We start from the raw sequence: 25,829 nt of genomic DNA on the forward strand, positions 1-25,829 counted from the left end.
TCCCCCGTTGCCTCTTGCACCCCATGCCAGGGGGCGCACATAAACGCCTTGATGATCCCCAGGAACCCGCGACACAGGAACACGCGCCACCGGGCTTTCGACCCCGACCCGGACGCCCCGGGCCGGCTTTGCGACATGGCGGACTGCACCGAGCCCGCAGGCTACCGGGCGCCGCGTTCGCGCGACAGCCTGCAGGAATACTGGTGGTTCTGCCTGCCCCACGTGCGCGAGTACAATGCGCGGTGGGACTTCTACAAGGGCATGAACCCCGGCCAGATCGAGGCGCACCTGCGTGCCGATGTGTCGTGGAACCGGCCCTCCTGGCGGCTTGGCCACCTGGGCGGCGCGCAGGCAGCCCGCGCCTTCGACGAGGCGGCGGTCCTCGACCCGCTCGGCCTGCTGAACGGTGCCGCCGCCCGCCGCGGCAGCACGCGCAAGGTCGACCAGCGGCCGGCCGAACTACGCCAGCCGCTCGACACGCTCGGCCTGCCGTGGCCGGTGTCGATGCAGGAACTCAAGACCCGCTACAAGACACTGGCCCGACGCCATCATCCGGATGCCAACGGCGGCGACCGCGCCGCCGAGGAACGGCTGAAGACCATCAACGTGGCGTATACGGCGCTGAGGACCCATCTTCAGGGCCAGCGGCAAACCGGCCTCGCCGAAGCGGGTTGAACCGCTACCGCTCACCGCCGGCCCAGGCCGGCGTGGGCAGGACCACGCTTCCGGGCGCACAGGACAGGACAACTACATGGACGAGATCGCGGATCTGGCTGGAGCCGGCAACGAGGCACGCGCGGGAGGGTTGGGGGAGCCCGGCCTCGCCTCGACCTCCTCGCTCGGCCTGCCGGACATCCGGCTGTCCGCCCGTGACACCTTCGGCATCGAGAGCGACATCGACGTTCCGGCGTTCTCGCGTCGCACCGAGCACGTGCCGGAGATCGACACCGCCTACCGCTTCGACCGCGAGACCACGCTCGCCATCCTGGCCGGGTTCGCCTTCAACCGACGGGTGATGATCCAGGGCTACCACGGCACCGGGAAGTCGAGCCATATCGAGCAGGTGGCAGCCCGGCTGAACTGGCCGTGCATCCGCATCAACCTCGACAGCCACATCAGCCGTATCGACCTGGTCGGCAAGGACGCCATCGTCCTGAAGGACGGCAAGCAGATCACCGAGTTCCGCGAGGGGCTGCTGCCTTGGGCTCTGCAGCACGCCTGCGCGCTCACCTTCGACGAGTACGATGCCGGGCGTCCCGACGTGATGTTCGTGATCCAGCGCGTGCTGGAGGTGGAAGGCCGCCTGACGCTGCTTGACCAGAACCGGGTGATCCGGCCGCACCCGGCGTTCCGCCTGTTCGCCACCGCCAACACGGTGGGCCTCGGAGACACGACGGGCCTCTATCACGGCACCCAGCAGATCAACCAGGGCCAGATGGATCGCTGGAACATCGTCACCACGCTGAACTACCTGCCGCATGCGCAGGAGACCGCGATCGTGCTGTCCAAGATGGGCTGGGACGGCCGCAACGGCGCCATCAAGCGCCGCGTCGAAAGCATGGTGGCGCTCGCCGACCTCACGCGTGCCGGCTTCATAAACGGCGACATCTCGACCGTGATGTCGCCGCGCACCGTCATCACCTGGGCCGAGAACGCACAGATATTCGACGATCTCGGCTTCGCGTTCCGGCTCACCTTCCTCAACAAGTGCGACGAGGCGGAACGGCCGACGGTCGCCGAATACTACCAGCGCTGCTTCAACGAAGAGCTGACCGCTTCCCTGCCGATCTCCGCCAGTACGCAGGAACGCAGCCAGGTCCGCGCGCGCTGAAATGAGCGGCCGCAACGACCCCAACAGCCGCGCGGAGGCATTCAAGCGGGCGACCGCGGGGGCTCTGCGTGCGATCGGCGGCAAGCCCGACGTCCAGGTGACCTTCCAGGCCGGTCCCGGCAATGTGGTCGGCAACCGGGTGCGCCTGCCGCAGCCGGCACGCAGCTTGGCTGCGCCGGAAATCGCCCGCCTGCGCGGTGCAGCCGATGCCGCCGGACTGCGCCTTCGCCATCATGACAGCCGGGTGCACGCCGCCCGCACCCCCGCCCCGCGCGAGGCCCGCGAGGTCTACGACGCGCTCGAGCAGGCCCGGCTCGAGGTGGTCGGCGCACGCCACATGGGAGGCGTCGCTGCCAACCTGCTCGAGCGGCTGACGCAGGAATGCGAGCAGGGCGGCTACGCGCGCATGACCCGCAAGGAGCAGATGCCGGTGGCGGCGGCACTCGGCCTGCTGGCGCGCGAGCGGATGTCGGGCACGCCGTCGCCGCGCGCCGCGCAGGCGGTGCTGGCGCAGTGGCGCGAGGCGATGGGCGATGGCGCCGATGCCGCCTTCGACGAGATGGCGCGCGCGCAGGACGACCAGGGGGCTTTCACCCGCGCTGCCCGCCGGCTGCTCGCAGCCTACGATCTCGCTGAAGCCGAGATGGAGGCCGAGCAGGACGAGCAGGACGACACCGCCCAGTCCGACGAGGAGAGCGAGGATCAGGCTGGCGACAAGCCGCCTACGCCGGAGGACGGTGCCGGTGACGACGGCAGCGACATGGAGCCGTCGCCGACCCCCGAATTCGCCCGCTCCGGCGCCGCGGAGGAGGATGACGAGCCGGGCGAGGAGCAGGAAGGCTCCGCCGAGGGCGAGGATCGCCCGGGTGGCCCACAGCCGCAGCGCCCGCCGCGCGAGGTCGAGGCGGGCCCGACCTATAAGGCGTTCATCAGGCAGTTCGACGAGGAGATCGCCGCCGAGGACCTGTGCGACGCCGAGGAGCTGGCCCGGCTGCGCCAGCAACTCGACCAGCAGCTGCTCAACCTGTCCGGCGTGGTCTCCAAGCTTGCCAACCGGTTGCAGCGCCGGCTGATGGCGCAGCAGATGCGGGCCTGGGAGTTCGACCTCGAGGAGGGCATCCTGGATGCCGGCCGGCTGGCCCGGGTGGTGGTGAACCCGACGCTTTCGCTCTCCTACAAGCATGAGCGCGACACCGACTTCCGCGATACGGTGGTGACGCTGCTGATCGACAACTCCGGCTCGATGCGCGGCCGGCCGATCACCGTGGCGGCGATGTGCGGCGACATCCTGGCACGCACGCTCGAGCGCTGCGCGGTCAAGGTCGAGGTGCTCGGCTTCACCACCCGCGCCTGGAAGGGCGGCCAAAGCCGGGAGCGCTGGGTCGCCGAGGGCAAGCCGCGCGAGCCGGGCCGGCTGAACGACCTGCGCCACATCATCTACAAGTCCGCCGACATGCCGTGGCGCCGGGCGCGCCGCAATCTCGGGCTGATGCTGCGCGAGGGGCTGCTGAAGGAGAACATCGACGGCGAGGCGCTGCTGTGGGCCTACAAGCGGCTGCTCGGTCGGCGCGAGAGCCGCCGCATCCTGATGGTGATCAGCGACGGCGCGCCGGTCGACGACAGCACGCTGTCGGTGAATTCGGGTTCTTACCTGGAGCGCCACCTGCGCGAGGTGATCCAGGACATCGAGAGCCGGCAGGCGGTCGAGCTGATCGCGATCGGCATCGGCCACGACGTGACGCGCTACTATCGCCGCGCCGTCACCATCACCGATGCCGAGGAGTTGGGCGGCACCATGATGGCCAAGCTGTCCGAGCTGTTCGACGAGGATGCGCGCCGGGAATGGCTGCGACAGGAACGCATCAGCGCCCTGGTCGCCTAGTGTCCGGCACGTCGATCGGCATCCGCGAGCTGACCCTGCGCGGGTTGGTCCTCGGGGCGCTTATCACCGTCGTCTTCACCGCCTCCAACGTCTATCTCGGCCTCAAGGTCGGCCTGACCTTTGCTTCCTCGATCCCGGCGGCGGTGATATCGATGGCGGTGCTGCGCGCCCTCGGCGGCGGCGGCATCCTCGAGAACAACATGGTGCAAACCCAGGCCTCGGCGGCGGGCACGTTGAGCTCGGTGATCTTCGTGCTGCCCGGCATGCTGATGATCGGCCACTGGCACGGCTTTCCCTATGTGTGGGTGATGGCGGTCTGCGCCGCCGGTGGCATCCTCGGCGTGCTGTTCACCATTCCGCTGCGCCGCGCGCTGGTCACCGGCAGCGCGCTACCCTACCCCGAAGGCACCGCGGCGGCCGAGATCCTGCGCGCCGGCGAGATCGGCGGCGCCGGCAACAGCGGCCTGCGCGAGCTGCTTGCGGGAGGCGTGATCGCGGCGCTGTTCAGCCTCGCCAGCGGCGGGCTCGGCCTGCTCGCCGACAGCGTCAGCGTGACGCTCGCCGCCGGGTCCGCACTGTTCCGGCTCTCCACCGGCTTCTCGCTCGCCCTGGTCGGCGCCGGCTACCTGGTCGGGATCGGCGGCGGGCTGGCGATCCTGCTCGGCGCGGTTCTCGGCTGGGGCGTCGCGGTGCCGGTGCTGACGGCGATCACGCCGCACCCGGCCGGCCTCGGCAATGCCGCCTTCGCCACCGCGCTGTGGTCGCACAAGGTGCGCTTCATCGGCGCCGGCACCATCGCGGTTGCGGCGATCTGGACCCTGCTCGGACTTGCCGGGCCCGTCGTCGCCGGACTGCGCTCCGCCCTCACGCGACGGGATCATGCGACCGGAGAGCGCACGGACCGTGACCTCGCGCCGCCCGTCATCATCGGCCTCGGAATCCTGATGCTGCTGTGCCTGATGGCCTGCTTCTGCAGCTTCTTCCTGGCCGGCGCGCCGCATCCTGGCGCTGCGCTCGCCCTCGCCGCTGCCTGCACCCTGGTCTGCCTGCTGTTCGGCTTCCTGGTGGCGGCCGCCTGCGGCTACATGGCGGGTATCGTCGGATCGTCGTCCAGTCCGATCTCCGGCATTGCCATCCTCGCCGTCGTGCTGGTCTCGCTGCTGCTGCTGGCCCTCGATGCGGCAGGAGCGCTGCCCACCGAGTTCGCCGCCGACCATCGCAGCCTCGCCATCGCCTCGGTGCTGTTCGTGACCTCGGCGATCCTGGCCGCTGCAACCATCTCCAACGACAACCTGCAGGACCTCAAGACCGGCCAGCTGGTCGGCGCGACCCCGTGGCGGCAGCAGGTCGTGCTGATGGTGGGCGTGGTGGTCGGTGCGGCGGTGATCCCGCCGGTGCTCAACCTGCTCTACTCTGCCTACGGCTTCACCGGCGCGATGCCGCATGCCGGCATGGATCCGGCGCAGGCGCTCGCCGCGCCGCAGGCCACCCTGATGGCGACGATCGCGCGCGGCATCTTCCTGCACCAGCTCGACTGGACGATGATCCTGATCGGCGTCGGCCTGGGGGTGCTGCTGGTGATCGGCGATACGCTGCTCAAGCGGCGCGGTCCCGGCTTGCCGGTGCTGGCGGTGGGGCTCGGACTCTACCTGCCGCCGACGGTAACGGTGACGCTGGTGATCGGCGCCCTGCTCTCCTGGCTGACCGGCCGGCTGCGGCGGAGCGCGGGTGCCGCCACCGATAGCATGCTCGACGGCCACCGCCGGCGCGGCGTGATGCTGGCCTCCGGCTTCATCGCCGGCGAAAGCCTGATGGGGGTGGCGCTGGCTGCGGTGATCGGCGCCAGTGGCCGCGAGGACGTGCTGTCGCTGACCGGATCGGGCTATGCCGCGACCGCCGCATGGCTGGGACTTGCGGCATTCGTCGTGATCTGCGTCGGTTTCGTCCGCCATGTGGTGCGGGCACCGGCTTGAGCCCGCGCGGCAGGTTCGCCCATCACGACGACCTTCCGGTTCCATTGCCGTGCAGCGTCACCGGATCAAGGCCTGGAAGATCCGGACCGAGCGGCACGATCCCGTTCGGGTTGAGCGCCTTGATCGAATAGTAGCCCCGCTTGATGTGGTCGATGTCGACCGTCTCCCGGATGCCCGGAACGAGCAGGATACGCGACAGGTAGGCGCTCAGCGCCGGATAGTCGGCGAGCCGGCGCAGGTTGCACTTGAAGAGGCCATGGTAGGCCACGTCGAAGCGCACCAGCGTCACGAACAGCCGCACGTCCGCCTCGGTCAGGGCATCGCCGAACAGGTAGGGTCCGCGTTCGCCGAGACGCACCTCCAGCTCGTCGAGCATGCCGAACACATCGGCGAATGCCGCTTCGTAGGCGCCCTGGGTGGTGGCGAAACCGGTGCGATAGACGCCGTTGTTGAGCGACGGATAGATGCGCGCATCCAGCGCGTCGATGTCGGCCTGCAGCGGCGCCGGATAAAGCTCCATCCGGCTGGCCAGGGCGCCGAAGCCGATGTCGAACATCCGCACGATGTCGGCGGACTCGTTGTTGACGATCGTCATGCGCCGCTTGTCCCACAGCACCGGCACGGTGGCGCGGCCGGTATGGACGGGGTCGGCCCGCGTGTAGATCTCATGCAGGTAGGTCACGCCGTTCAGGGTGTCCCGGTCGGAGCCGGGATAATCCCCGAAGCGCCAGCCCTGGTCGGACAGCGCCGGTTCCACGACGCTGACCGATACGACCGTCTCGAGCTGCTTGAGTTTGCGGGTGATCAGCGTGCGCGAGGCCCAGGGGCAGACCAACGCGACGTAGAGGTGGTAGCGCCCGGCCTCCGCCTCGAAGCCACTTTCCCCGCTCGGGCCCGCTGCCCCGTCCGGGGTGATCCAGTTGCGGAAGCCGGAGACCTGACGGACGAAGCCGCCCTTGGCGTCAGTCGCCTGCACCGGTTGCCAGTCTTCCGTCCACTTGCCGTCGACCAGCATTGCTCATTCTCCTCTCAGGAGTGTCTGTTCTGCAGTCGGGCGCCTGCCGGTCAGGATGACGATGCCTCGGCGAATGCTTCCTCGACAGCCTGCTGGCCGGCGACGAGGGTGATCCGGGTACCCCAGGGATCGGTCAGCGACAGGCGCGTCCTGTCCTCGGCCGCGGTCGGTGTCGTCGCGGCGAGCCGCGTTCGAACCGCCTGGAGCATTTCCGGCTCCAGGATGAGCTCGACATCGGCCAGCCCGGTCGAAGGCTCGCTCCGCACGCCGGCGCCGCGGCTGCTCCAGATGTTGGTCGCGAGGTGGTGGTGGTATTCGCCGGCGGCGTAGAAGGTGCCGCCGGGGTAGCGGCTGGTCACCGCGAGCCCGAGGGTCCCGGCATAGAAGGCCTCGGCCGGCGCGATGGCACCGACCTGGAGATGCACGTGGCCGATGGTGGAGCCGGCCGGGAAGCCCTGCCAGCGCAGCGTGCCGGCACTGGCCAGGAGGTCTTCGACATCGAGCGCGTCGGTCCGCATCACCACCAGGCCGTCCTGCCTCCGCCACCCGGCTGCCGGCCGGTCCGCATAGATCTCCACGCCGTTGCCTTCCGGGTCGGTGAGGTAGATTGCTTCGCTGACGACGTGGTCGGAGGCGCCGACGACCGGGGCCCGCGCTTCCGACGCGTGCCTGGCCCAGGCGCCGAGATCCGCGCGGGTCGGCAGCAGGAACGCGGTGTGGAACAGCCCCGCCTCGCGCTGCGACCGTCGGCGGGCCGATGCGTCGCGGCGCAGCTCGAGCAGGACAGTATCGCCGGCACCCAGCCGGACGGTGCCGGCATCGGCATCGATCGGATGCAGGCCGACCACCTGCCGGTAGAAGGCACTGGTGCCTTCCAGATCGTTGACGGTCAAGGCGACGCGACCCATCGAGAGTGGAGCGGTCATGGTTGGTCTTCCTTTGAGTGTTTCGATCTAGCGGGTGATCGCCGGGACGCTGGTCGGCTGCAGCGCAAACGGGCCGTCGCCGATGAGCGCCAGGGTGGCCAGGCCGACGATCCAGAAGGCGGGATACTCCCAGCCGCCGTTGGCGTCGTTGAAGAAGAAGCCGGCTCGGCCGTGCACCGTGAGGATGGCGCCCAGCAGGTCGGGGATCAGGGCAAGGGCCACGAGGCGCGTCCAGACGCCGAGGATCAGCGCCACCGCGCCGGCGAGTTCCCACGCCATGACGACGTAGGCGAGTACCGGTGGCAGGCCGAGGGATGCGAAGAAGTGCGCGGTACCGGCGGGTGTGAAGACGAAGAACTTCAGCCCGAAATGCGCCAGGAACAGGATGCCCATGGAGAGGCGCAGGACCAGGGAAGCGTAGGGTGCGGTGCGGGTGTCGATCATGAGGAGGTCTCCTTCTGCAGGGGTTGCTGCGAAGGAAGATGAGCCGGTTCCGGCGAGATGATTATCCGGGCGGTCCGGAGGTTATTCCTTCCGGAACGGAAGCGACCAGATCACCATCCGCGCTCCCACTCCGGCTGGCCGCGATAGCAGGAGGCCAGGAAGTCGACCAGGACGCGGACCTTCAGCGCCAGGTGGCGGGTGGGAGGATAGACCGCATACAGGCCGATCGGCGCCACCTCGAAGGCCGCCAGGACGGGCCGGACGGTGCCGGCGCGAAAGCCTTGACCCGCCATGAAGCTCGGCACCCGGGTGATGCCCATCCCGGCCGAGGCGGCCGCGATGCAGGCTTCGCCGCTGGCGAAGCGCAGCCGGCCCTCGACCGGCACGGAGACGGTTGCCGTCGCGTGGCCGCGCCGGAACGGCCAGTTCAGCGGATCGGCGAAGTTGGTGTCGACGATGCAGTCATGCCCCGCCAGGTCGGAGGGCTCGACCGGCTCGCCGCGCGCCTCGAGGTAGGCCGGGGCCGCGGCCAGGACGAGCCGGATGTCGCACAGCCTGCGCGCGATCAGGCTGCTGTCGCCGGGCCTGTCGACGATCCGGATGGCCGCATCGAAGCCCTCGTCGACCAGGTGCACGATCCGGTCCGAGAAGCCCACGTCCAGCTGGATCAGCGGGAACGCGCGCGCGAAGTCGATCAGGACGGGCGCGAGCTGCGTGGTCCCGAAGGAGAACGGCGCCGTGATCCGCAGGCTGCCGCTGGGTGCGCCGGAGGCCTGCCGCACCGACGCATCCAGGGCGTCGAGTTCCTCCAGCAGCGGCCTGATCCGCTCGTAGTAGGCTTGTCCGACCTCGGTGGCTGCGAGCGCGCGCGTCGTGCGCTTGATCAGCTGCACGCCGAGATCCGCCTCCAGTTTCGAGACCAGCTTGGAAGCCTGGCCGCTGCTTGTCCCGAGGCGCCTGGCCGCTGCCGCGAAACTCCCGGTCGCGAGCACCGCCACCAGCATGCGATCGCAATCAAGCCGCTCCATTCCGGCCTCCGACGCCCGAGGCCTCGCCAGGCAGCATCACCCGCACCAGCGAGCCCGGCCCCGGCGGGATGGTGACCTGGCCGCCGTGCGCGGTCGCCACCGCGCGCGCGATGGCGAGGCCCAGGCCGCTCCCTGCCCCTGCGCCCGGCCCTTTGCGGAAACGCTCGAAGACCGCCTCCCGCTCGGCCTGCTGGATGCCCTCCCCCTCGTCGGCGACATCGAGGACGACCGTGCCATCGTGCTCGCCGCGGAGCCGAAGGGCGATCCGGCCGCCGCCATGCACCAGGGCGTTCTGCACCAGGTTGCGCACCAGGTCGCGCAGATCGTTGGCCTCGCCGCGCAGCCTGACGCTGGCCGGCGCCTCCACGACCAGGCGCCGGCCGGCCTCCTCGATCATCGGATGCACCCCGGCGGCGGCCTCGCGCACGATGCGGGAGAAGTTCAGCGTGGCGAAGCGGCGTCCGCCCGCCTCCTTGCGCGCGAGATCGAGCAGACCCTCGACCAGTTGCCGCATCGCCGCGATATCCGCCTCCATTGCCGTCCACTCGATCTCCACGCCAAATCGCCGGCTGCGTTGCAGGCGCAGGCTGAGGGCGGCAAGCGGGGTACGGAGCTCGTGCGCGGCATCCGCGGTGAAGCGGCGCTCGGTCTCGTAGGCGGCGGTGAGGCGGTCGAGCGCCGCGTTGACCGCATCCGCCAACGGACGCAATTCGCTGGGCAGCCTGCGCGTCGAGATGCGCGCGTCCGGATGATCCGGCCCGGCGCGCCGCGCTTCCTCGGAGGCGAGCCGCAGCGGGCGCAGACTCCAGCGTGTCACCACCGCGATCAGGACCAGAACCAGCAGGCTGAACGGCAGCAGGATGGCGAGGTCCTGCCATGGCTCCGGCAGTTCGTCGCCAAGCAGCAGGCGGCCGATCCTGGCAGCCAGGTCGCGACCGCGTTCGAGCGAGTGCAGTCCCGATACCGCCGCGAGGCCACCGAACAGCAGGACCGACATCGAGCCGACCAGCCGCGCAGCCAGACTGTTGAAGGCGGGCGTGCGGGCGAAGTGCGACAGCCGGATCGTCCGTTCAGGCATCGGCCGGATCAGGAGCGGCCGGATCAGGTGCGGCCGGATCAGGTGCGGCCGGATCAGGTGCGACAGGACCGCGCACTACCAGCCGGTAGCCGATGCCCCTGATGGTTTCGATGACGATGTCCTCCCCGCCGGCACGCGCCAGATGTCGGCGCAACCGCGACACCGCGGCTTCAAGCGCATTGCCACTGACCGCATCGCTCAGGCCGTAGAGCCGGTCCTCCAGCATGTCGCGGACCACCGTGCGCCCAACGGCCCGCACCAGCTCCTCAAGCAGCGACAGCTCGCGCCGGGAGAGATCGAGCAGCACTCCGCGGATGCGGGCCTCGCGCGCCTCGGCATCGAAGGTCAGGATGCCGAGATCCAGCACCGTCGTGCGACGCAGCCCGGGCCGGCGCAGCACCGAACGCAGCCGCGCATCGAACTCGTTCAGGTCGAAGGGCTTGAGCAGGTAGTCGTCGGCGCCGGCATCGAGCCCCTGCACACGGTCCCCGATGGCGTCGCGCGCGGTGAGCACCAGCACCGGAACATCCGCCGCGGGTCCGGCACGCAGCGTCCTCAACACCGTGATGCCATCGAGGTCCGGCAAACCCAGATCCAGTACGACCACGTCGTAGATGCTGGTCGAGGCGGCCGCCAGGGCCTCGTCGCCGCGCGCCACCGCGTCGGTCACGAAGCCGCCACCGCGCAGATGCGCCGTCATCATCTCGCGCAAGGCGCGATGATCCTCCACGAGCAGGACACGCATAGGTTGATCCCCCGCAACAGGCGGCACTTCCAGGTTATGAAATCCCGCACCGCGAACCGACGCAAGGCGATGGTTTTGTGACATTGCAGGCGCGGGCGCTCGACACGCCGACTTTGTCAGGTTTCTGTCAGTTTACCGGTCCAGAACATTCCGCAGCAGATCCTGTCGCCGGCGGCCGATGCGGCCGTCCGGCGGCGATCATGTCCCAGGAGTTCAAGGTGACGATGTCGTTCCGGAAACACCCGCTCGCCGGCGTCATGGCGCTTGCCCTCGCCGCCCCGGGCATTGCCTGCGCTCAGACCAGCCCGCAGACCACGCGCACCGTCGGTCCGCAGACCAACGGCACGATCGTGGCCTCCGACAACCAGCTGCTGACGCCGACCGGCAAGATCGTGCAGCTCGGTTCGCCGATCGTGGCCAAGGCGGTCGCGGTCAACCCGAACCCGTCGACCCGCAGCGGCGCGGTGCTGCTGATGGATGCGGCGCAGCCGATCATCGTGTTCGACACCAAGACCGGTGCGGTGCTGCAGCGCTACATACCGAGCGCGGTCAGCGGCACCACCTTCACCAGCAACACCACCGGCTCGTTCACCGGCGTCACCTACTCGCCGGACGGCTCCAAGCTGCTGTTCAGCCAGGACAACAATTTCGTCGCGGTCGCCAACGTCAACCCGGCAAACGGCGAGTTGACCCCGGCGATCAGCATCCCGGTGCCGCCGCCGCCGGCCAACCCGAACCTGTACAACGCGACCTCGGCCAATCCGGGCGGCGTCGTCGCCACCGGAACCGCGCTCGGCATGGTCGTGCTGAACGCCAACAACAGCGTCGGCGTGCTGAACCTCTCGACTGCTACCCTCGAGAAGCAGATCGCGGTCGGCAACGCGCCGAACAGCATCGTGGTCAGCGGCGACTACGCCTATGTCAGCAACGAGGGTGGCCGGCCGGCGACGTCGTCGGACTTCACCAATCTCTCGGATGGCACACCGATCGTTGCAGATCCGACCGATGCGTTCGCCACCACCGGCACCGTGTCGGTGATCGACACCCGGACCGGCACCGTCACCAAGACGATCAATGTCGGACTGCATCCCGCCGGCATGGCGGTATCCGGCTCCAAGCTGTACGTCGCCAATTCGTATGACGACACCATCTCGGTGATCGATACCGGCCTGCAGAAGGTGGTGCGCACGATCCCGGTCGGCGTGCCGATCAAGGGCGGCGCATTCGGCGCCGGCGCCAACGGCATCGCGATCGCCGGCAACCACGCCTACGTGACGCTCGGCCAGTCCAACGCGGTCGCCGTGGTCGATCTCGCCAACAACTCCGCCAACCCGGTGATCGGCTACATCCCGACGCTGTATTTTCCGACCACCATCGCCTACGACGCCGCCAACAGCCAGCTGGTGGTTTCCAACGACAAGGGCCTCGGCGCGCAGGGCTCGATCGGAACCGCGCACGGTGTCTCGGCCTTCAACACCCACCAGGAAACCGGCACCGTCAACCTGATCCCGCTGCCGAACCCCATCCAGCTGGTCAAGCTGACGGCGCGCGTGATCCGCAACAACCACTGGGACTCCAGGAACATCCTGGTCGGCTCGGAATACGCCAATCCGAACGCGAAGCCGGTCGCGATCCCGGCTCACATCGGCGAGCCGTCGCTGATCAAGCATGTCTTCCTGGTGATCAAGGAGAACCGCACGTACGACCAGATGCTCGGCGACGTGCCGCAGGGCAACGGCGATCCGTCTCTCGCGGTGTTCGCCGCCAACGTGCCGAACCAGCACGCCCTGGTGCAGCGCTTCCCGCTGCTCGACAACGTCTACGCGCCGAGCCGCCAATCGGCCGACGGCCATCCGTGGATCGTCGAATCCGGTTCGTTCTATTCCAACGACATCCTGTCGCCGGACTGGATCCGCTCCTATCCCGGTGGCAACAGCAACGACGCGCTGACCTACACCCAGAAGGGCTTCCTGTGGTCGGCGGCAGAGGCGCGCGGCCTCAACGTCAAGATGTATGGCGAGTGGAGCAACCACTACACCATCGCGGGCAAGCCTGGCGGTGGCACCTACAGCTGGGCCGACTTCTACAACACCTCGCTGTACAAGGAGAGCGGCGGCACCGCCGGCAGCAACGTCGTGCCGGACAACTCCGACACCGAGGTCGCCTACATCCCGTCGGTCGTGAAGATCCTCGATCCGCACTACCCGTCCTTCAACCTCGGCATCCCCGACCAGTACCGGATGGACTACTACCTGCCGGTCCTGGCCGCCCAGGATGCCGCAAACGCGGTGCCGGACCTCACCATCCTTTGGCTGCCGGACGACCACACCAACGGCACCACCACCGGCTATCCGCTGCCGAACAACTACGAGGCCGACAACGACCTGGCACTCGGGCGCATGGTCGAGGCGATCAGCAAGACCAAGGCGTGGCCGACCAGCGCGATCTTCGTCGAGGAGGATGACAGCCAGGACGGCGTCGACCATATCGACGGCCATCGCCAGCCGGTCTACGTGATCAGCCCGTACACCGCGGCACCGCAGGCAGCCAACGTCGGCCGCGTGATCCACACCACCTACACGCAGGAAAACATCAACCGCACGATCGAGAACATCCTCGACCTGCCGCCGCTCACACAGTTCGACCTGACCGCGTCGCCGATGTTCGACGTGTTCCAGAATACGGCCGACACCGCGCCGTTCACCCACGTGCCGGCCACCACGCCGCTCAACATCGGCCCGGGCGGCACCCCGATCGCCGGCACCGGGGCTGCGAACTACACGATGAACATGCACATGTCGCCGCTCCAGAAGGCCTGGAACGTTGCATCCAACCGGATGACGCGCGGCAAGCAGGGCCATGCGGACTCGGTGGACGAGAACTTCCTCAACCACGTGATCTGGTATTCGGCCACCAACTGGCAGCGTGCCTATCCGGGCGAGGCGCATATCCAGTGGCCTGCCAAGCTGGTCGCCTCGGCGCTGCGCAGCCCGGTCGTCGACAAGGACGACTGACCTTCATCCACGCGCCTTGCCGACAGGCCGCGGCATCGCCGCGGCCTGTCGCTCGTTGAAGCGGCGCTCTAGACTGCCCCCTGCAGAACATGCGAGCCGCCTCCGACCCATGCCGCGCCACGCTCCCAGCCAGGCGGTGGATCCCCGCCTGATCCGCGCCGGGCAACTGCTGCAGGCCGGACGTCCGGTCGAGGCGCTGCCGCTGCTTTACGATGCTGTGGCCTCTGCACCGCAGGATGCCAACATCCGGCACGATCTCGGCCAGGTCTGCCTGCAGGCCGGCCGCATCGCCGAGGCAGTCGAAGCCTTCGAGGCGACACTCGCGATCAATCCCCGCTTCGCGCTCGCCCGGCTGCATCTCGGGATCGCGCTGCAGCGCCTCGGCGACATCCCGGCGGCGCTGGCTGCCTACCAGGCCGCATCGCAACTGCAGCCGTCCCTGGTCGAGGCCCGCTATCACGCCGCGTCGCTGCTCGAGACGCTCGGGCAGAGGATCGAGGCAATTGCCACCTTCCGCCGAGCCGCCTCCGCCACCCCGAAGACCAGCCTGGTACGGCTTGCCAATGCCCGCGCGCTGCTCGCAGAGGGCCGCGACGCCGAGGCGGAACGGGCGCTGCGCCAACTGCTGACCCTGGATCCGGAGGCGCTGTCGGCGACCGAGCTGCTCGGCCTGCTGGCGTCCAGCGCCGGCCGCTTCGAGGAAGCCTTCACCCTGCTGGACCGTGCCACGCGCGCGCCGCAGCTTGCGGGCAGCGTCTACGAGCTGGTGCGCTGCCGGCGCATCACGGCGGCCGACTCCGTCCTGGTGGAACGCATCGAGGCGGCGCTCGCCGACCCCGCACAGCCGCCGGAGACGCGCCTGAAGCTGCATCTTGCCTACGGCAAGGCGCTCGACGATCTCGGCGACTCGCGCGGCGCCATGCGGCAGTACGATCTCGCCGACCAGTGGCGCGGGACGCTGTGCCGGTTCGATGTCCGCGCCTTCGAGACCCGCATCGACCAGCTGATCACGCGGTTCACCCCGCAAACCGTGGCCCGCCTCGCGCAGGATGGCCGGCGCGACGCCACCCCGATACTCATCCTCGGCCTGCCGCGCACCGGAACCACCCTGGTCGAGCAGATCCTCTCGGCGCATCCGGCGGTGCAAGCCGGCGGCGAGCTGCCGTTCTGGACCGAGCATCAAGCGACGGGCGATCCAGCCACCTCCGCCGCCGAGTACCTGCGCCTGTTGCGCGGGCTTGCGCGCGACGCCGGGCGGGTGACCGACAAGAGCCCGTTCAATATCCTCCAGGCCGGACTGATCCACACCGCGCTGCCGGACGCGACAATCATCCTGTGCAGCCGCAGCCCGATCGACACCGCGCTGTCGATCCACCGCACCTACTTCAACCAGCATGTCGACTTCCCGACCGGCGGTGACGCCCTGGTCGCGGCGATCCGCGCCGTCGGGCGGCTGGCGGCGCATTGGAAAACCGTGCTGCCCGCCGACCGCCTGCATGCGCTGGCCTACGAGGACCTGGTCGCCGACCCGGAGCCGGCGATCCGGCGGCTGCTGTCCGCCTGCGGCCTGCCCTGGTCAGATGCCTGCCTGCGGCCCGAGGAGAACCCGCGCATGGTGCACACCCCGAGCCGTTGGCAGGTGCGGCAGCCGATCTCCACCGATGCCACCGGCGCCTGGCGGCGATACCGGTCCTGGCTCGGCCCGCTATCGGCTCTGCAGCCAGGGATTTGATGCCGGGCGGTGGCTCGGTTATGGCGTCCGCCATGACGATCCGCCCGATTGGCCGCCCGGCCCGCTTCCCAGCCGCCCTCCTCGCCGCCTGCCTCGCGATCCCCTTCGCGCCCTGGAGCCCGGGTCCAGCCCAGGCCAGGCCGTTCACCGCCCACGACCTCGTCACGCTCGACCGGCTCGGCGGTGCGGCGATCGCTCCGGACGGCCATACTGCCGCGCTGGAGATCCGTCATACCGATCTCGCGCACAACCGGGCCACGCACGCGGTGGCGCTGCTCGACCTGACCCGTGCCGGCGCGCAGCCGGTAGAGCTGCCGGGCGATGCCAGCGCCCCGCGCTGGTCGCCGGACGGGCATCGCCTCTACATGCTGTCCGACCGTCACGGCGGCAGCACGCAGGTCTGGCGCCTCGACCCCGGCCATGGACCCGCCGCGCAGGTCACCCACCTGCCGCTCGACATCCAGGCCTATGCGGTGTCGCCGGACGGGCACCGCCTGGTGGTATCGATGGCGGTGTTCCCGAACGCCGGGTCGCCGGATGCCACCTACGCCCGGCTCAATGCACCGAAGGCGGGAGCGCAGGCTCCGAAGGCCACCGGCATGGTGTTCGACCGGCTGTTCGTCCGGCACTGGGACCAGTGGGTGGACGGCACCCGCAACCACCTGTTCTCACTCGCCCTCGATGCCGCCGGGAATGCCGGCCGGCCGGCAATCCCCCTGATGCCCGGCTTCGACGGCGACTGCCCGTCCAGGCCGTTCGGCGACGACGCCGACTTCAGCATCAGCCCGGATGGCCACACGGTGTTCTTCTCGGCCCGGCAGGCTGGCCGCAGCGAGCCCTGGAGCACGAATTTCGACATCTACAGCGTGCCTGCAGACGGCAGCCATGCGCCGGTCGATCTCACCGGCGGCAATCCCGCCTGGGACGCCGAACCGGTGCCGTCGCCGGACGGGCGCACGCTGGCCTGGCGGGCGCAGCGTCGGCCAGGCTTCGAGGCCGACCGGTTCGGGGTCATGGTGATGGACCTCGCCACCCACCACAGCCGCGAGGTTGCCGGCGGCTGGGACCGCTCGGCGAGCAGCCTCGCCTGGTCGAGCGATGGCCGGACCCTTGGCGTCACCGCGGAGGATGTCGGGCAGCTCCGCCTGTTCGGCCTCGACGTGCAGAGCGGAGGGGTTACCGGGCTCACCGGCGACGGCCATGTGACCGACGTCCACACCGCCTCCGACGGCGGCCTGTTCTATCTGCGCGATACGCTCGACAGTCCCGCCCAGCTCTGGCGCCGGCGGCCCGGCGGCAAGCCGGAGCAGCTCACCCGTATCGGCGCCGCGCAGCTCGACGGCGTCGCCATGCAGCCGTTCAGGCAGTTCGAGTTCACCGGCTGGAACCACGAGGCCGTGCATGGCTACGTGGTGCGTCCGGCCGGCTACCGGCCCGGGCACAGATACCCGGTGGCGTTCCTGATCCATGGCGGTCCGCAGGGCTCGTTCGGCGACGGCTGGAGCTACCGCTGGAACCCGCAATTCTATGCAGGGCTCGGATACGGCGTGGTGATGATCGATTTCCACGGCTCCACCGGCTACGGCCAGGCGTTCACCGACGCGATCTCCAACCACTGGGGCGACCGGCCGCTCACCGACCTGCGGCTTGGCTGGACCGCCGCGCTGTCGCAGTTCGACTGGCTGGACGGCAGCCGCGCCTGCGCGCTCGGCGCCAGCTACGGCGGGTTCATGGTCAACTGGATCGCGGGCAACTGGTCGCAGCCCTGGAAGTGCCTGGTCACCCATGACGGCGTGTTCGACGACCGCATGATGGGTTTCTCCACCGAGGAGCTGTGGTTCGCGGAGTGGGAGCACGGTGGCCCGGACCACACGCCGTGGGCCGATCCGCAGGCCTACGAGCGCTTCAACCCGGCCGGCCACGTCGCCGACTGGCGGGTGCCGCAGCTCATCATCCATGGCGGCCGCGACTTCCGCATTCCGCTCGAGCAGGGCCTTGGCGCCTTCGATGCGCTGCAGCGCCGCGGTATCGAGAGCCGCCTGCTGGTGTTCCCGGACGAGAACCACTGGGTGCTCAAGCCGGACAACTCGCTGCAGTGGCACGATGTGGTGGCAGCCTGGCTGAAGGCGCACCTAGGCGACTGACCAGGGGCAGCACACGCCGGGCAGCAGACGAGCTGCCCGGCGTCGAGTGTCCGGGCGAGATGCCCGGACCCGGTATCAGTCGGTCGTCGCCGCCGCGTGACGGGCCGCCAGCCTGGCCAGCCGCTCGCTCTGCTTGCTGGTGTATTCGTCGGCCTTGTAGATGTCGGCCACGATCCCCTTGAGCTGCTTCGCGTCGTCCTTGAGGCCGAGCGCCGTCGCATAGGCGGCGGCGGTGCCGAACCCGGTCACCCCGTAGTGCGACATCCGCTGGTACTGCGCGATCAGCACGATATCGAGCAGGTCGCCGTCCTCAGGCGCTTCCTTCAGGCCATGCTTGAGGGCTTCCTTCACCAGCCCCTCCATGCCCTTGCAGTGCTCCTTCTCCACCTCGCCGCCGGCCGCCTCGAGCAGGGACCTGATGGTTGCGGTGTGGCCCTCGATCCCGGCATGGGAGCCCTCGAACAGCTCCTTCAGCTTCTTGTCGTGGATCTTCTCGGACAATGTCTTGATTGCCTTGGTCATCTGGTCGTTGGCCGACCAGAGGTCCTTCAGCTCATCGGTATAGACTTCCTTGAGGCTTTCAGGTGCGGACATCGTTGTCTCCCGGTTGATGCGATTCGCCAACGCGGGATCGAGAGCCAGGTCGTGCCGGACCGACCACACCTCAGCGTGAGGGTGGTCCCGTCGCTACGAGCCCGAGCCGATCTTCTCGGGCTTCTCCGCCGCATCCCGCACCGCCTTGACCTGCTGTGCCGTGACGTCACCCTGGCGACCACCGAACTGCGTGATCGCATAGTTCGCCATCTCGGCAAGCTCGGGATCGGTGTAGGCGCGGGTGAAGGCGTGCATGAACATCAGGCCCTGGTCGGTCTGGATCTGCGAGCCATGCGCCAGCACCTGCAGCATGTTGGTGGCGCTCGGATCACCGAGGCTGTGGTCGCCGCGCAGCGACGCCCAGGCCGACTGCCTGCCCTCGCCGCTCGGCAGATGGCAACCGGCGCATGCCTCCGCGAACAACTGCCGGCCCGGGTCCGGGTTCGACTGCGACGCGACCACCGGCAGTGGCGCCTCCGGCCCGTCCGGCTGCGCCGGGATGCCTCGCAGATACACCACCATGGCGTGGATGTCGGACGGTGTCAGGTAGTGCAGGCTGTATTGCACCGCCTCGGCCATCGGCCCCGAGGCCGGCCCGTGCCCATCCGCATGACCGGTGGAGAGATACTGCTCGAGCGCCGCGTCGCTCCAGTTCTTCAAGCCATGGGCCGCGTCGCTGGTCAGGTTGTAGGCGTTCCAGCCCTGCTGCACGGCGCCGGCATAGGCACGCGCGGTATCCAGCCCCTGGGTCGCGGTGCGCGGCGTGTGGCACTGCGCGCAATGGCCGAGCGCCTCGACGAGGTAGGCGCCGCGGTTCCGCTCCGGCGTGGCGTTCGCGTCGGGCGTGAAGCGATGATCGGGATTGTTGAGCAGGTTCCAGCCGATCATCACCGCGCGGATATTGTACGGGAACGACATCCGGTTGGCGGGCGCGGTCGCATGCACCGCCGGCAGGCTGAACAGGTATGCCTTGATGGCCAGCGCGTCGTCGCGCGTCATCAGCGTGTAGGAATTGTAGGGCATCGCCGGGTAGAGATGCTTGCCGCCGCGGGCAACGCCCGAGTGCAGCACGCGCACGAACTCGTCGTCGGTATATCGGCCGATGCCGGTTTCCGCGTCCGGGGTGATGTTAGGCGAGTACAGCACGCCCATCGGCAGCGTGAAGGCGCGACCGCCGGCGAAGGCGCCGCCACCGGCCGCACTGTGGCAGGCCTGGCAATCGGCGGCGCGGGTCAGGTACTCGCCCCGCTTCACCAGATCGGACTGGGCGGACGCCGGCATTGCCGCCGCTGCGCCGAACCCCAGTGCCGCGACCGCGACACCGGCTTTCAGGATCATGCGCATGCGGCGGCTCACGCGGAGGCCAGCTGGCCGGTGGCGAACGGAATTCGCCGTAGCCGCCTGCCGCTTGCCGCGAAGATCGCGTTGGCCAGTGCCGGCGCCGCGATCGCGGTGCCGGTCTCGCCGATGCCGCCGATCGAGCCGGCCGGATTATCGACCACATGCACCTCGACCACCGGCGCCTCGTTGATGCGCATCATGCGGTAGTCGTGGAAGTTGCTCTGGTCGACACGACCGTTGCTGAGCGTGATCTCGCTGTACAGCGCCATCGTCAGGCCGAAGATCAGGCCACCTTCGAGTTGCGCGCGGATGGTGTCGGGATTGACCACCGGTCCGCAATCCACCGCGACATCGGCGCGATGGATGCGCACGGTGCCGTCCGCCGCCACCTCGGCATCCAGCACCGCGGCGACATAGCTGCCGAACGCGAACTGCAGCGCGACGCCGCGGCCGCGGCCATGCGGCAACGACTGGTTCCAGCCCGACTTCGAAACCGCGAGGTCGAGGACGGCAAGTGCGCGCGGGTTATGGCCGAGCAGGCCGCGGCGGAACGACACCGGGTCCTTCCCGGCGGCCGACGCCAGCTCATCCATGACACTCTCGACGACGAAGACATTGTGCGTCGGGCCGACCCCACGCCACCACGCCGTCGTCAGGCCCTGGGGTTCCGCGCGCACATACTCGACGCGGTGCGCGGGCAGGTCGTACGGCGTTTCCGCGGCACCCTCGACCGCATCCGGATCGAGCCTGCCGCCCTCCTTCATCCCCGGGGGCGCCCAGCGCGCCATCACCGACGAACCGGTGACCTTGTGGGTCCAGCCGACGATGTTGCCACCGGCGTCGAGGCCGGCGGAAATGCGGTCGTAGTAGAACGGCCGGAACAGGTCGTGCTGGATATCCTCCTCGCGGGTCCAGATCAGCTTAACCGGATAATCGAGGTGCCTTGCGATCCGCGCCGCCTGGGTGATGCTGTCGACATCGAGCCGGCGGCCGAAGGCGCCCCCCATGATCTGGTTGTGCACCTGGATCTTCTCGGGAGGCAGCCCGGTCTCGTGCGCCACCGCCATCAGCGCGCGCACCGGCACCTGGGTGCCGACCCAGAGATCGGCGCCGTCCGGACGCACGTGGATCGTGGTATTGATCGGCTCCATCGGCGCATGCGACAGGAACGGCAGCTCGTAGACGACGTCGATCGACTTCGCGGCCGACTTGATCGCCGACGCCGGATCGCCCTTCTGCTTGGCGACCACGCCATCGCCACGCGACGCCGCATCCAACGCCTGCGTCAGGCTCGCCGAGGAGACGCCGGCGTTCGGCCCGTCATCCCAGACCGGCGCCGCTGCCTGCAACCCCATCTTGGCGGCCCACATGTGATCCCCGATCACCGCATAGGCATCGTCCAGCCTGACCACGTCCTGCACGCCGGGGACGGAGCGGGCTGCGGCCTCGTTGATCGAGACCAGCCGGCCGCCGCGCACCGGGCTCGCCGAGACGGTGCCGATCTTCAGGCCGGGCAGCTTCATGTCGATGCCGAACACCGCCGTGCCGTTGACCTTGGCCGGGGTGTCGAGACGCTTCTGTGGCGTGCCGATCAACCGGAAGGTGGCCGGATCCTTCAGCTTCACGTCTTTCGGCACCGGCTGCCGGCCTGCCTCGTCGGCGAGCTCGCCATAGGAAAGGCTGCGGCCACTCTCCGCGTGGGTCACCATCGCCTTCGACGCCTGGCAGGTGGCCGGATCGACGCTCCAGCGCTGCGCCGCCGCCTGTATGAGCATGGTGCGCGCCGCCGCCCCGGCCTTGCGCAGCGGGATCCAGTCGGCACGGGTGGAGGCGGAGCCACCGGTGGCCTGCTCGCCGAGCAGCGGACTGGCATAGAGCTTGTTGTCGGGAGGCGCCGCCTGCAGCTTGACCTGGTCCATGCCGACTTCGAGTTCCTCGGCCAGCAGCATCGCGGTCGAGGTCCAGATCCCCTGGCCGGACTCGGTATCCGGCATGATCAGCGTCACCGCGCCGGCCGGATCGATCCGGATGTAGGCGTTCGGCGCGAAGCCGGCCGCCGCCGTGCCAGGCCCGCCGGACCCGGACGGGCCGCCCGCATCCTGTGCCACCGCAACGCGGGCGAGACCCGGCAGGAACATGCCGAGCAGAAGGCCGCCGCCGGCTGCTGCCCCACCCTTGAGCAGGGCACGGCGGCTGGTCCCGGGTGCGATTGCGTTCATGTTCCTGCCCTCAAGATCGCGCTCTTCAAGCCTGGGACGCATTGTGGATCGCCTTGCGTATCCGCACGTAGGTGCCGCAGCGGCAGATATTTCCCGCCATCGCGGTGTCGATATCCGCGTCGGTCGGCTGCGGCACCCGATCGAGCAGCGCGGTGGCCGACATGATCTGGCCGGACTGGCAATAACCGCACTGCACCACCTCGGTGTCGAGCCAGGCCTTCTGGACTTTGGCGCCGTTCGCCGTGGCGCCGATCGCCTCGATGGTGGTGATCGGCCGGCCCGACACGCTGGCCAGCGGCAACAGGCAGGACCGCACCGCCTCGCCCGCGACATGCACGGTGCACGCGCCGCATTGCGCGATGCCGCAGCCGAACTTCGTTCCGGTCAGGCCGAGCACGTCGCGCAGCGCCCACAGCAGCGGCATGTCGGGAGGCAGATCGACCTGGTGGCTCTCGCCGTTGACCAGCAACGTAATCATGGCGACGCTCCTTCGCTACGTCCTGTCAACAAACGTGCAAGTTCCTGGCGATGTCAAATCACTCTCGCCGGACAGTGCGAAACCCTACGGCGCGCAGGCGCCACGGGCGGCAGCGAGCCGGAGCAGCGCATCCACCATCATGTCGATGTCGCCGGTCTCCGTGCGATGGTTGACGATCGCCGCGCGGATCGCGCGATGTCCGCCGATCATCGTCGTCGAGGGAACCGCGATGCCGGATTCCTGCAGATCCTTGACCAGTTCCGAATTGAAACGGTCCCAGTCGACCGACTCCGCGACCTCCGCACCGTTCAGGTGCCGCACGCGGAAGCAGACGATATTGAGCGTGACCGGAGCCAGCAGCTCGAGTTCCGGCTCGGCATGGATGCGTGCTTCCAGGTGCGCCGCCATCGCGCAGCAGCGCTCCACCATGCGGCCGATCTCGGCACTGCCGTAGGTGCGCAGCGTCATCCAGACCTTGAGCGCCCGGAAGCCGCGGGACAGGTCCGGACCGAGGTCCGCCGGCCAAGGCGCATTGCCGGCGGTACCGCGATCCTCGCGTGTCAGGTAGGCCAGGCTTTGGGCGAAAGTCTGCGCCTGCAGCGCCGGGTCGCGCACCACGATGCAGCCGGCGTCGTATGGCACCTGCGCCCATTTATGGAAGTCGAACGCCAGGCTGTCGGCGCGCTCGATCCCCGCGAGCCCCTGGCGCAGGCGCGGCGACAGCGCGGCCAGCGCCCCGAAGGCGCCGTCGACATGGAACCACAGCTTCTCGGCGGCGCAGAAATCCGCAAGTGCCGAGAGGTCGTCGATGGCGCCGGTATCCACCGTTCCGGCGGTGGCCACCACCAGGAACGGCAGCTCGCCGGCGTCGCGGTCGCGCGCGACAGCCTGGCGCAGGGCGTCGACATCCATCCGCTGATTTCCGTCGCACGGGATGGTGTGCAGCGCCCCGGTGCCGAGGCCTGCGATGTCGAAGGCGCGCGGTATGCAGCCATGCGCGCTGGCGGCGGCGTAGCCGACCAGCCTGGCGCCGTCGACGCCGTGCGTGCGCACCTCGGGACCGGCGGCGTGCCGGCGCGCCACCAGCACCGCGATCAGGTTGGCCATCGACGATCCGGTGACCAGCAGGCCGGAACTGTCGGAGGGCATGCCGACCATCTCCGCCGCCCAGCGCACCACCTGCCGCTCGACCTCGATCGGCGCGTGGTCGCGGCCGCCGAGATTGGCGTTCAGGCCGCCCGCCAGCAGGTCCGCCAGCATGCCGATGCCGGTGCCGCCGCCATGCACCCAGCCCATGAAGCGCGGATGCGTGTTGCCGACGCTGTATGGCGCAACCAGCCGCTGGAAGTCCTCGTAGACCGCCTCCGCCGGCATGCCCGCCTCCGGCAACGGCGCACGCAGCTCGGCGCGCAGCGCGTCCGGCATGTGCTGCCAGACCGGCTGTTCGCGCAGATGCACCAGCCGGTCGATCATGTCGTCCAGCATCCGGTGCCCGAGCGCGCGCAGGCCGTTCCAATCCTCCGGGTCCAGGCCCGACATCGTAGTCCCTCGCCAACAGTCGCTGCTGCTCTGCCATAAACGATGTGGGCATGCACGCAGTCCATCTCGAGGCCCAGCCAGGCGGCAAGGTGGGTAGGCAGGCAGGGCTCGACCGGTGGGGCTGGCACGGGATATTGAGACGTCATGTTCTTCAACGGCTTCACCCTGCAAGAGAATGAAGGCATCCGGCTGCGCACCGGGGGTGCCGGACCGGCGCTGCTGCTGCTGCATGGCCAGCCGCAGAGCCACGCCATGTGGCACGGCGTGGCGGGGCTGCTGGCCGACCGCTTCAGCGTGGTCTGTCCGGACCTGCCCACGGGCCGCAGCGAACGCCAGTTGGCCACCGACATGCTGGCCCTGATGGACCGCCTCGGCCATCGCCGCTTCGGGGTCGCCGGCCACGATGTGGGCGGCCATGTCGCGGCCCGCATGGCGCTCGAGCAGCCGGCGCGCATACAGCGGATGGCGGCGCTGGAGATCGTGCCGATCCCGGAGCACCTCGACCGCAACGACATGGCCTACGCGCTCGCCGGCTACCAGAGCTGCTGGTTCGGCCAGTTGCATCCCAAGCCGGAAGCGCTGGTGACACAGGCGCCCGACGCGTGGTTCCAGACCTCGCCGACGCGCGAGGACGCACCGTATTTCCATCCCGAGGCGATCGCCGACTACCTCCGTGTCGGCGGCGGCCTCGGCGAGCCTGCGCATGCCCTGCCGTCCGAGGCGGGTGCCGGGCAGCCGGCGGCCAGCCGGCGCACCCGGATCGAGTGTCCGACACTGGTGATCTGGGGCACTGGCGGACGCATCGGTGGCTGGTACGATCCGCTCACCCTGTGGCGCGAGTGCGTCGATGGCGAGGTGAGCGGCGGCCCGCTCGCGGCCGGGCACTTCGTCGCGGAAGAGGCGCCCGAGGCGGTCGCCGCCGCCTTCAGAAGCTTCTTCGCCGGAGTGCCTCGCGCGCCGGCTGCCTGAAACCCTGGAGCCCCGCATGCCGACCCAAGCACCGTCTCGACCGGCTTTGCTTCTCCGCCTGCTGCTGGCGACGTCCCTCCTGGCTGGCTGCGCCCAGGATCCTGCAGCCAGGACCGCGAGCCCGCCATCGGGACCGTCGGCGATGACACCCTACCTGGGCGCCGGACGCCCCGACGGGCTGCTCGTGCTGCCACCACCGCCCGCCCCTGCCTCGCCGGCGCAGCGTCTCGACGAGATCGTGTTCACGCACAGCCGGGCGCTGCGCGAGCGCGATCCGCAGCGCTGGGCACTGGCCCGCAACGACGCCCAGCTGGATTTCGACCACCTGATGGCGGACTTCGCCTGCGCCCTGCAGGTCCGGCTCGATCGGAACAGCGCCCCGACGCTGTACCGGCTGCTGGCGCGGCTGGCACTCGACAGCCGGCCGGAAACCGACGCGGTGAAGGACCACTACGATCGGCGGCGCCCCTATATCGGCAACGACGCGCCGATCTGCATCGCCCGCGGCACCAGCCTCGACGCCACCGCCTCCTATCCGTCCGGCCATACCACGATCGGCTGGACCCTGGCCCTGCTGCTCACCGAACTGGCGCCGGACCGGGCTGGCGAGATCCTGGCCCGTGGCCGCGCCTTCGGCGAGAGCCGCATCGTCTGCGGCGTGCACTGGCTGAGCGATGTGCAGGCGGGCACGCTGAACGGCGCCACGCTGGTCGCCGCCGTCCACTCCAGCCCCGGGTTCCGGGCCGACATGCTGCAAGCCGGACGCGAGATCGCCGCCGCCCGCCGCGACCCCAGGCCGGCGGACCCGGCCATGTGTGCCGCGGAGGCCGACGCGGAGCGCCACTCGCCGCTGTTCGCCCTGCAGCCCTAGTACCGA

20 protein-coding genes are annotated in these 25,829 nt (G+C 69.4%); 9 read left to right on the top strand and 11 right to left on the bottom strand.

Annotated elements, in window-relative coordinates; all coding sequences use genetic code 11:
• Positions 1-51 precede the first annotated feature (51 nt).
• The 4 genes from FE263_RS12285 (at position 52) to FE263_RS12300 (ending at position 5,686) form a co-directional block, all read left to right on the top strand.
• Positions 52-675, top strand: a complete 624-nt coding sequence (locus FE263_RS12285; protein ID WP_171034084.1) for a J domain-containing protein — start codon at positions 52-54, stop codon at positions 673-675.
• Positions 676-751: 76 nt separating this feature from the next.
• Positions 752-1,831 (top strand): cobaltochelatase subunit CobS, encoded by a 1,080-nt coding sequence (cobS, locus tag FE263_RS12290; RefSeq protein WP_138326248.1) that lies wholly within the window; start codon positions 752-754, stop codon positions 1,829-1,831.
• Position 1,832: 1 nt separating this feature from the next.
• The gene (gene cobT / locus FE263_RS12295) at positions 1,833-3,713 is read left to right on the top strand and encodes a cobaltochelatase subunit CobT (RefSeq protein WP_138326249.1); all 1,881 of its coding nucleotides are present in this window, start codon (positions 1,833-1,835) and stop codon (positions 3,711-3,713) included.
• Complete coding sequence (locus FE263_RS12300) at positions 3,674-5,686, top strand: OPT family oligopeptide transporter (protein WP_138326250.1); 2,013 nt, start codon at positions 3,674-3,676, stop codon at positions 5,684-5,686. Before cobT ends, FE263_RS12300 begins: the two co-directional genes overlap by 40 nt.
• A 22-nt stretch (positions 5,687-5,708) precedes the next feature.
• On the opposite strand, the gene FE263_RS12305 is transcribed toward FE263_RS12300, so the two are convergent.
• The 6 genes from FE263_RS12305 to FE263_RS12330 all read right to left on the bottom strand — a co-directional run bounded on the left by FE263_RS12305 (position 5,709) and on the right by FE263_RS12330 (position 10,922).
• On the bottom strand, positions 5,709-6,701 hold the full coding sequence (locus FE263_RS12305) for a glutathione S-transferase family protein (RefSeq protein ID WP_138326251.1): 993 nt from the start codon (positions 6,699-6,701) through the stop codon (positions 5,709-5,711).
• Positions 6,702-6,751: 50 nt separating this feature from the next.
• Complete coding sequence (locus tag FE263_RS12310) at positions 6,752-7,627, bottom strand: VOC family protein (protein ID WP_138326252.1); 876 nt, start codon at positions 7,625-7,627, stop codon at positions 6,752-6,754.
• A 27-nt stretch (positions 7,628-7,654) separates the two neighbouring features.
• Positions 7,655-8,071 carry a DoxX family protein gene (locus FE263_RS12315; protein ID WP_138326253.1) on the bottom strand — a complete coding sequence of 139 codons (417 nt, stop codon included), beginning with the start codon at positions 8,069-8,071 and terminating at the stop codon, positions 7,655-7,657.
• Between the two features lie 110 nt (positions 8,072-8,181).
• Positions 8,182-9,099 carry a LysR family transcriptional regulator gene (locus tag FE263_RS12320; protein WP_138326254.1) on the bottom strand — a complete coding sequence of 306 codons (918 nt, stop codon included), beginning with the start codon at positions 9,097-9,099 and terminating at the stop codon, positions 8,182-8,184.
• On the bottom strand, positions 9,086-10,177 hold the full coding sequence (locus tag FE263_RS12325) for a sensor histidine kinase (protein WP_138326255.1): 1,092 nt from the start codon (positions 10,175-10,177) through the stop codon (positions 9,086-9,088). The genes FE263_RS12320 and FE263_RS12325 overlap by 14 nt, the downstream gene beginning before the upstream one ends.
• Positions 10,170-10,922, bottom strand: a complete 753-nt coding sequence (locus FE263_RS12330) for a response regulator transcription factor (RefSeq protein ID WP_138326256.1) — start codon at positions 10,920-10,922, stop codon at positions 10,170-10,172. Before FE263_RS12330 ends, FE263_RS12325 begins: the two co-directional genes overlap by 8 nt.
• A 200-nt stretch (positions 10,923-11,122) precedes the next feature.
• Between FE263_RS12330 and FE263_RS12335 the strand changes: the two genes are divergently transcribed.
• The 3 genes from FE263_RS12335 (at position 11,123) to FE263_RS12345 (ending at position 17,812) form a co-directional block, all read left to right on the top strand.
• A complete protein-coding gene (locus FE263_RS12335; protein ID WP_138326257.1) occupies positions 11,123-13,936 on the top strand; it encodes a bifunctional YncE family protein/alkaline phosphatase family protein in 2,814 nt (937 codons plus the stop codon).
• A gap of 109 nt (positions 13,937-14,045) precedes the next feature.
• Entirely contained in the window at positions 14,046-15,668 is a 1,623-nt protein-coding gene (locus tag FE263_RS12340) for a tetratricopeptide repeat-containing sulfotransferase family protein (protein ID WP_138326258.1), read from the top strand.
• A gap of 32 nt (positions 15,669-15,700) precedes the next feature.
• Positions 15,701-17,812: a dipeptidyl-peptidase 5 gene (locus FE263_RS12345; protein ID WP_138326259.1), complete on the top strand. Its 2,112-nt coding sequence runs from the start codon at positions 15,701-15,703 to the stop codon at positions 17,810-17,812.
• Positions 17,813-17,887: 75 nt separating this feature from the next.
• On the opposite strand, the gene FE263_RS12350 is transcribed toward FE263_RS12345, so the two are convergent.
• The 5 genes from FE263_RS12350 to FE263_RS12370 form a co-directional block, all read right to left on the bottom strand.
• On the bottom strand, positions 17,888-18,406 hold the full coding sequence (locus tag FE263_RS12350; RefSeq protein WP_138326260.1) for a YciE/YciF ferroxidase family protein: 519 nt from the start codon (positions 18,404-18,406) through the stop codon (positions 17,888-17,890).
• Between the two features lie 93 nt (positions 18,407-18,499).
• Entirely contained in the window at positions 18,500-19,750 is a 1,251-nt protein-coding gene (locus FE263_RS12355; RefSeq protein ID WP_138326261.1) for a cytochrome c, read from the bottom strand.
• A gap of 8 nt (positions 19,751-19,758) precedes the next feature.
• Positions 19,759-21,966: a xanthine dehydrogenase family protein molybdopterin-binding subunit gene (locus FE263_RS12360; protein WP_138326262.1), complete on the bottom strand. Its 2,208-nt coding sequence runs from the start codon at positions 21,964-21,966 to the stop codon at positions 19,759-19,761.
• Between the two features lie 25 nt (positions 21,967-21,991).
• A complete protein-coding gene (locus FE263_RS12365) occupies positions 21,992-22,444 on the bottom strand; it encodes a (2Fe-2S)-binding protein (protein ID WP_138326263.1) in 453 nt (150 codons plus the stop codon).
• 84 nt (positions 22,445-22,528) lie between these two features.
• The gene (locus tag FE263_RS12370) at positions 22,529-23,983 is read right to left on the bottom strand and encodes a pyridoxal phosphate-dependent decarboxylase family protein (RefSeq protein WP_138326264.1); all 1,455 of its coding nucleotides are present in this window, start codon (positions 23,981-23,983) and stop codon (positions 22,529-22,531) included.
• A 144-nt stretch (positions 23,984-24,127) separates the two neighbouring features.
• Between FE263_RS12370 and FE263_RS12375 the strand changes: the two genes are divergently transcribed.
• Entirely contained in the window at positions 24,128-24,952 is an 825-nt protein-coding gene (locus FE263_RS12375) for an alpha/beta hydrolase (protein ID WP_138326265.1), read from the top strand.
• Positions 24,953-25,094: 142 nt separating this feature from the next.
• A complete protein-coding gene (locus FE263_RS12380; RefSeq protein WP_171034069.1) occupies positions 25,095-25,823 on the top strand; it encodes an acid phosphatase in 729 nt (242 codons plus the stop codon).
• Positions 25,824-25,829 lie beyond the last annotated feature (6 nt).

This window comes from Lichenicoccus roseus (assembly GCF_005844085.1).
Classification (GTDB): domain Bacteria; phylum Pseudomonadota; class Alphaproteobacteria; order Acetobacterales; family Acetobacteraceae; genus Lichenicoccus; species Lichenicoccus roseus.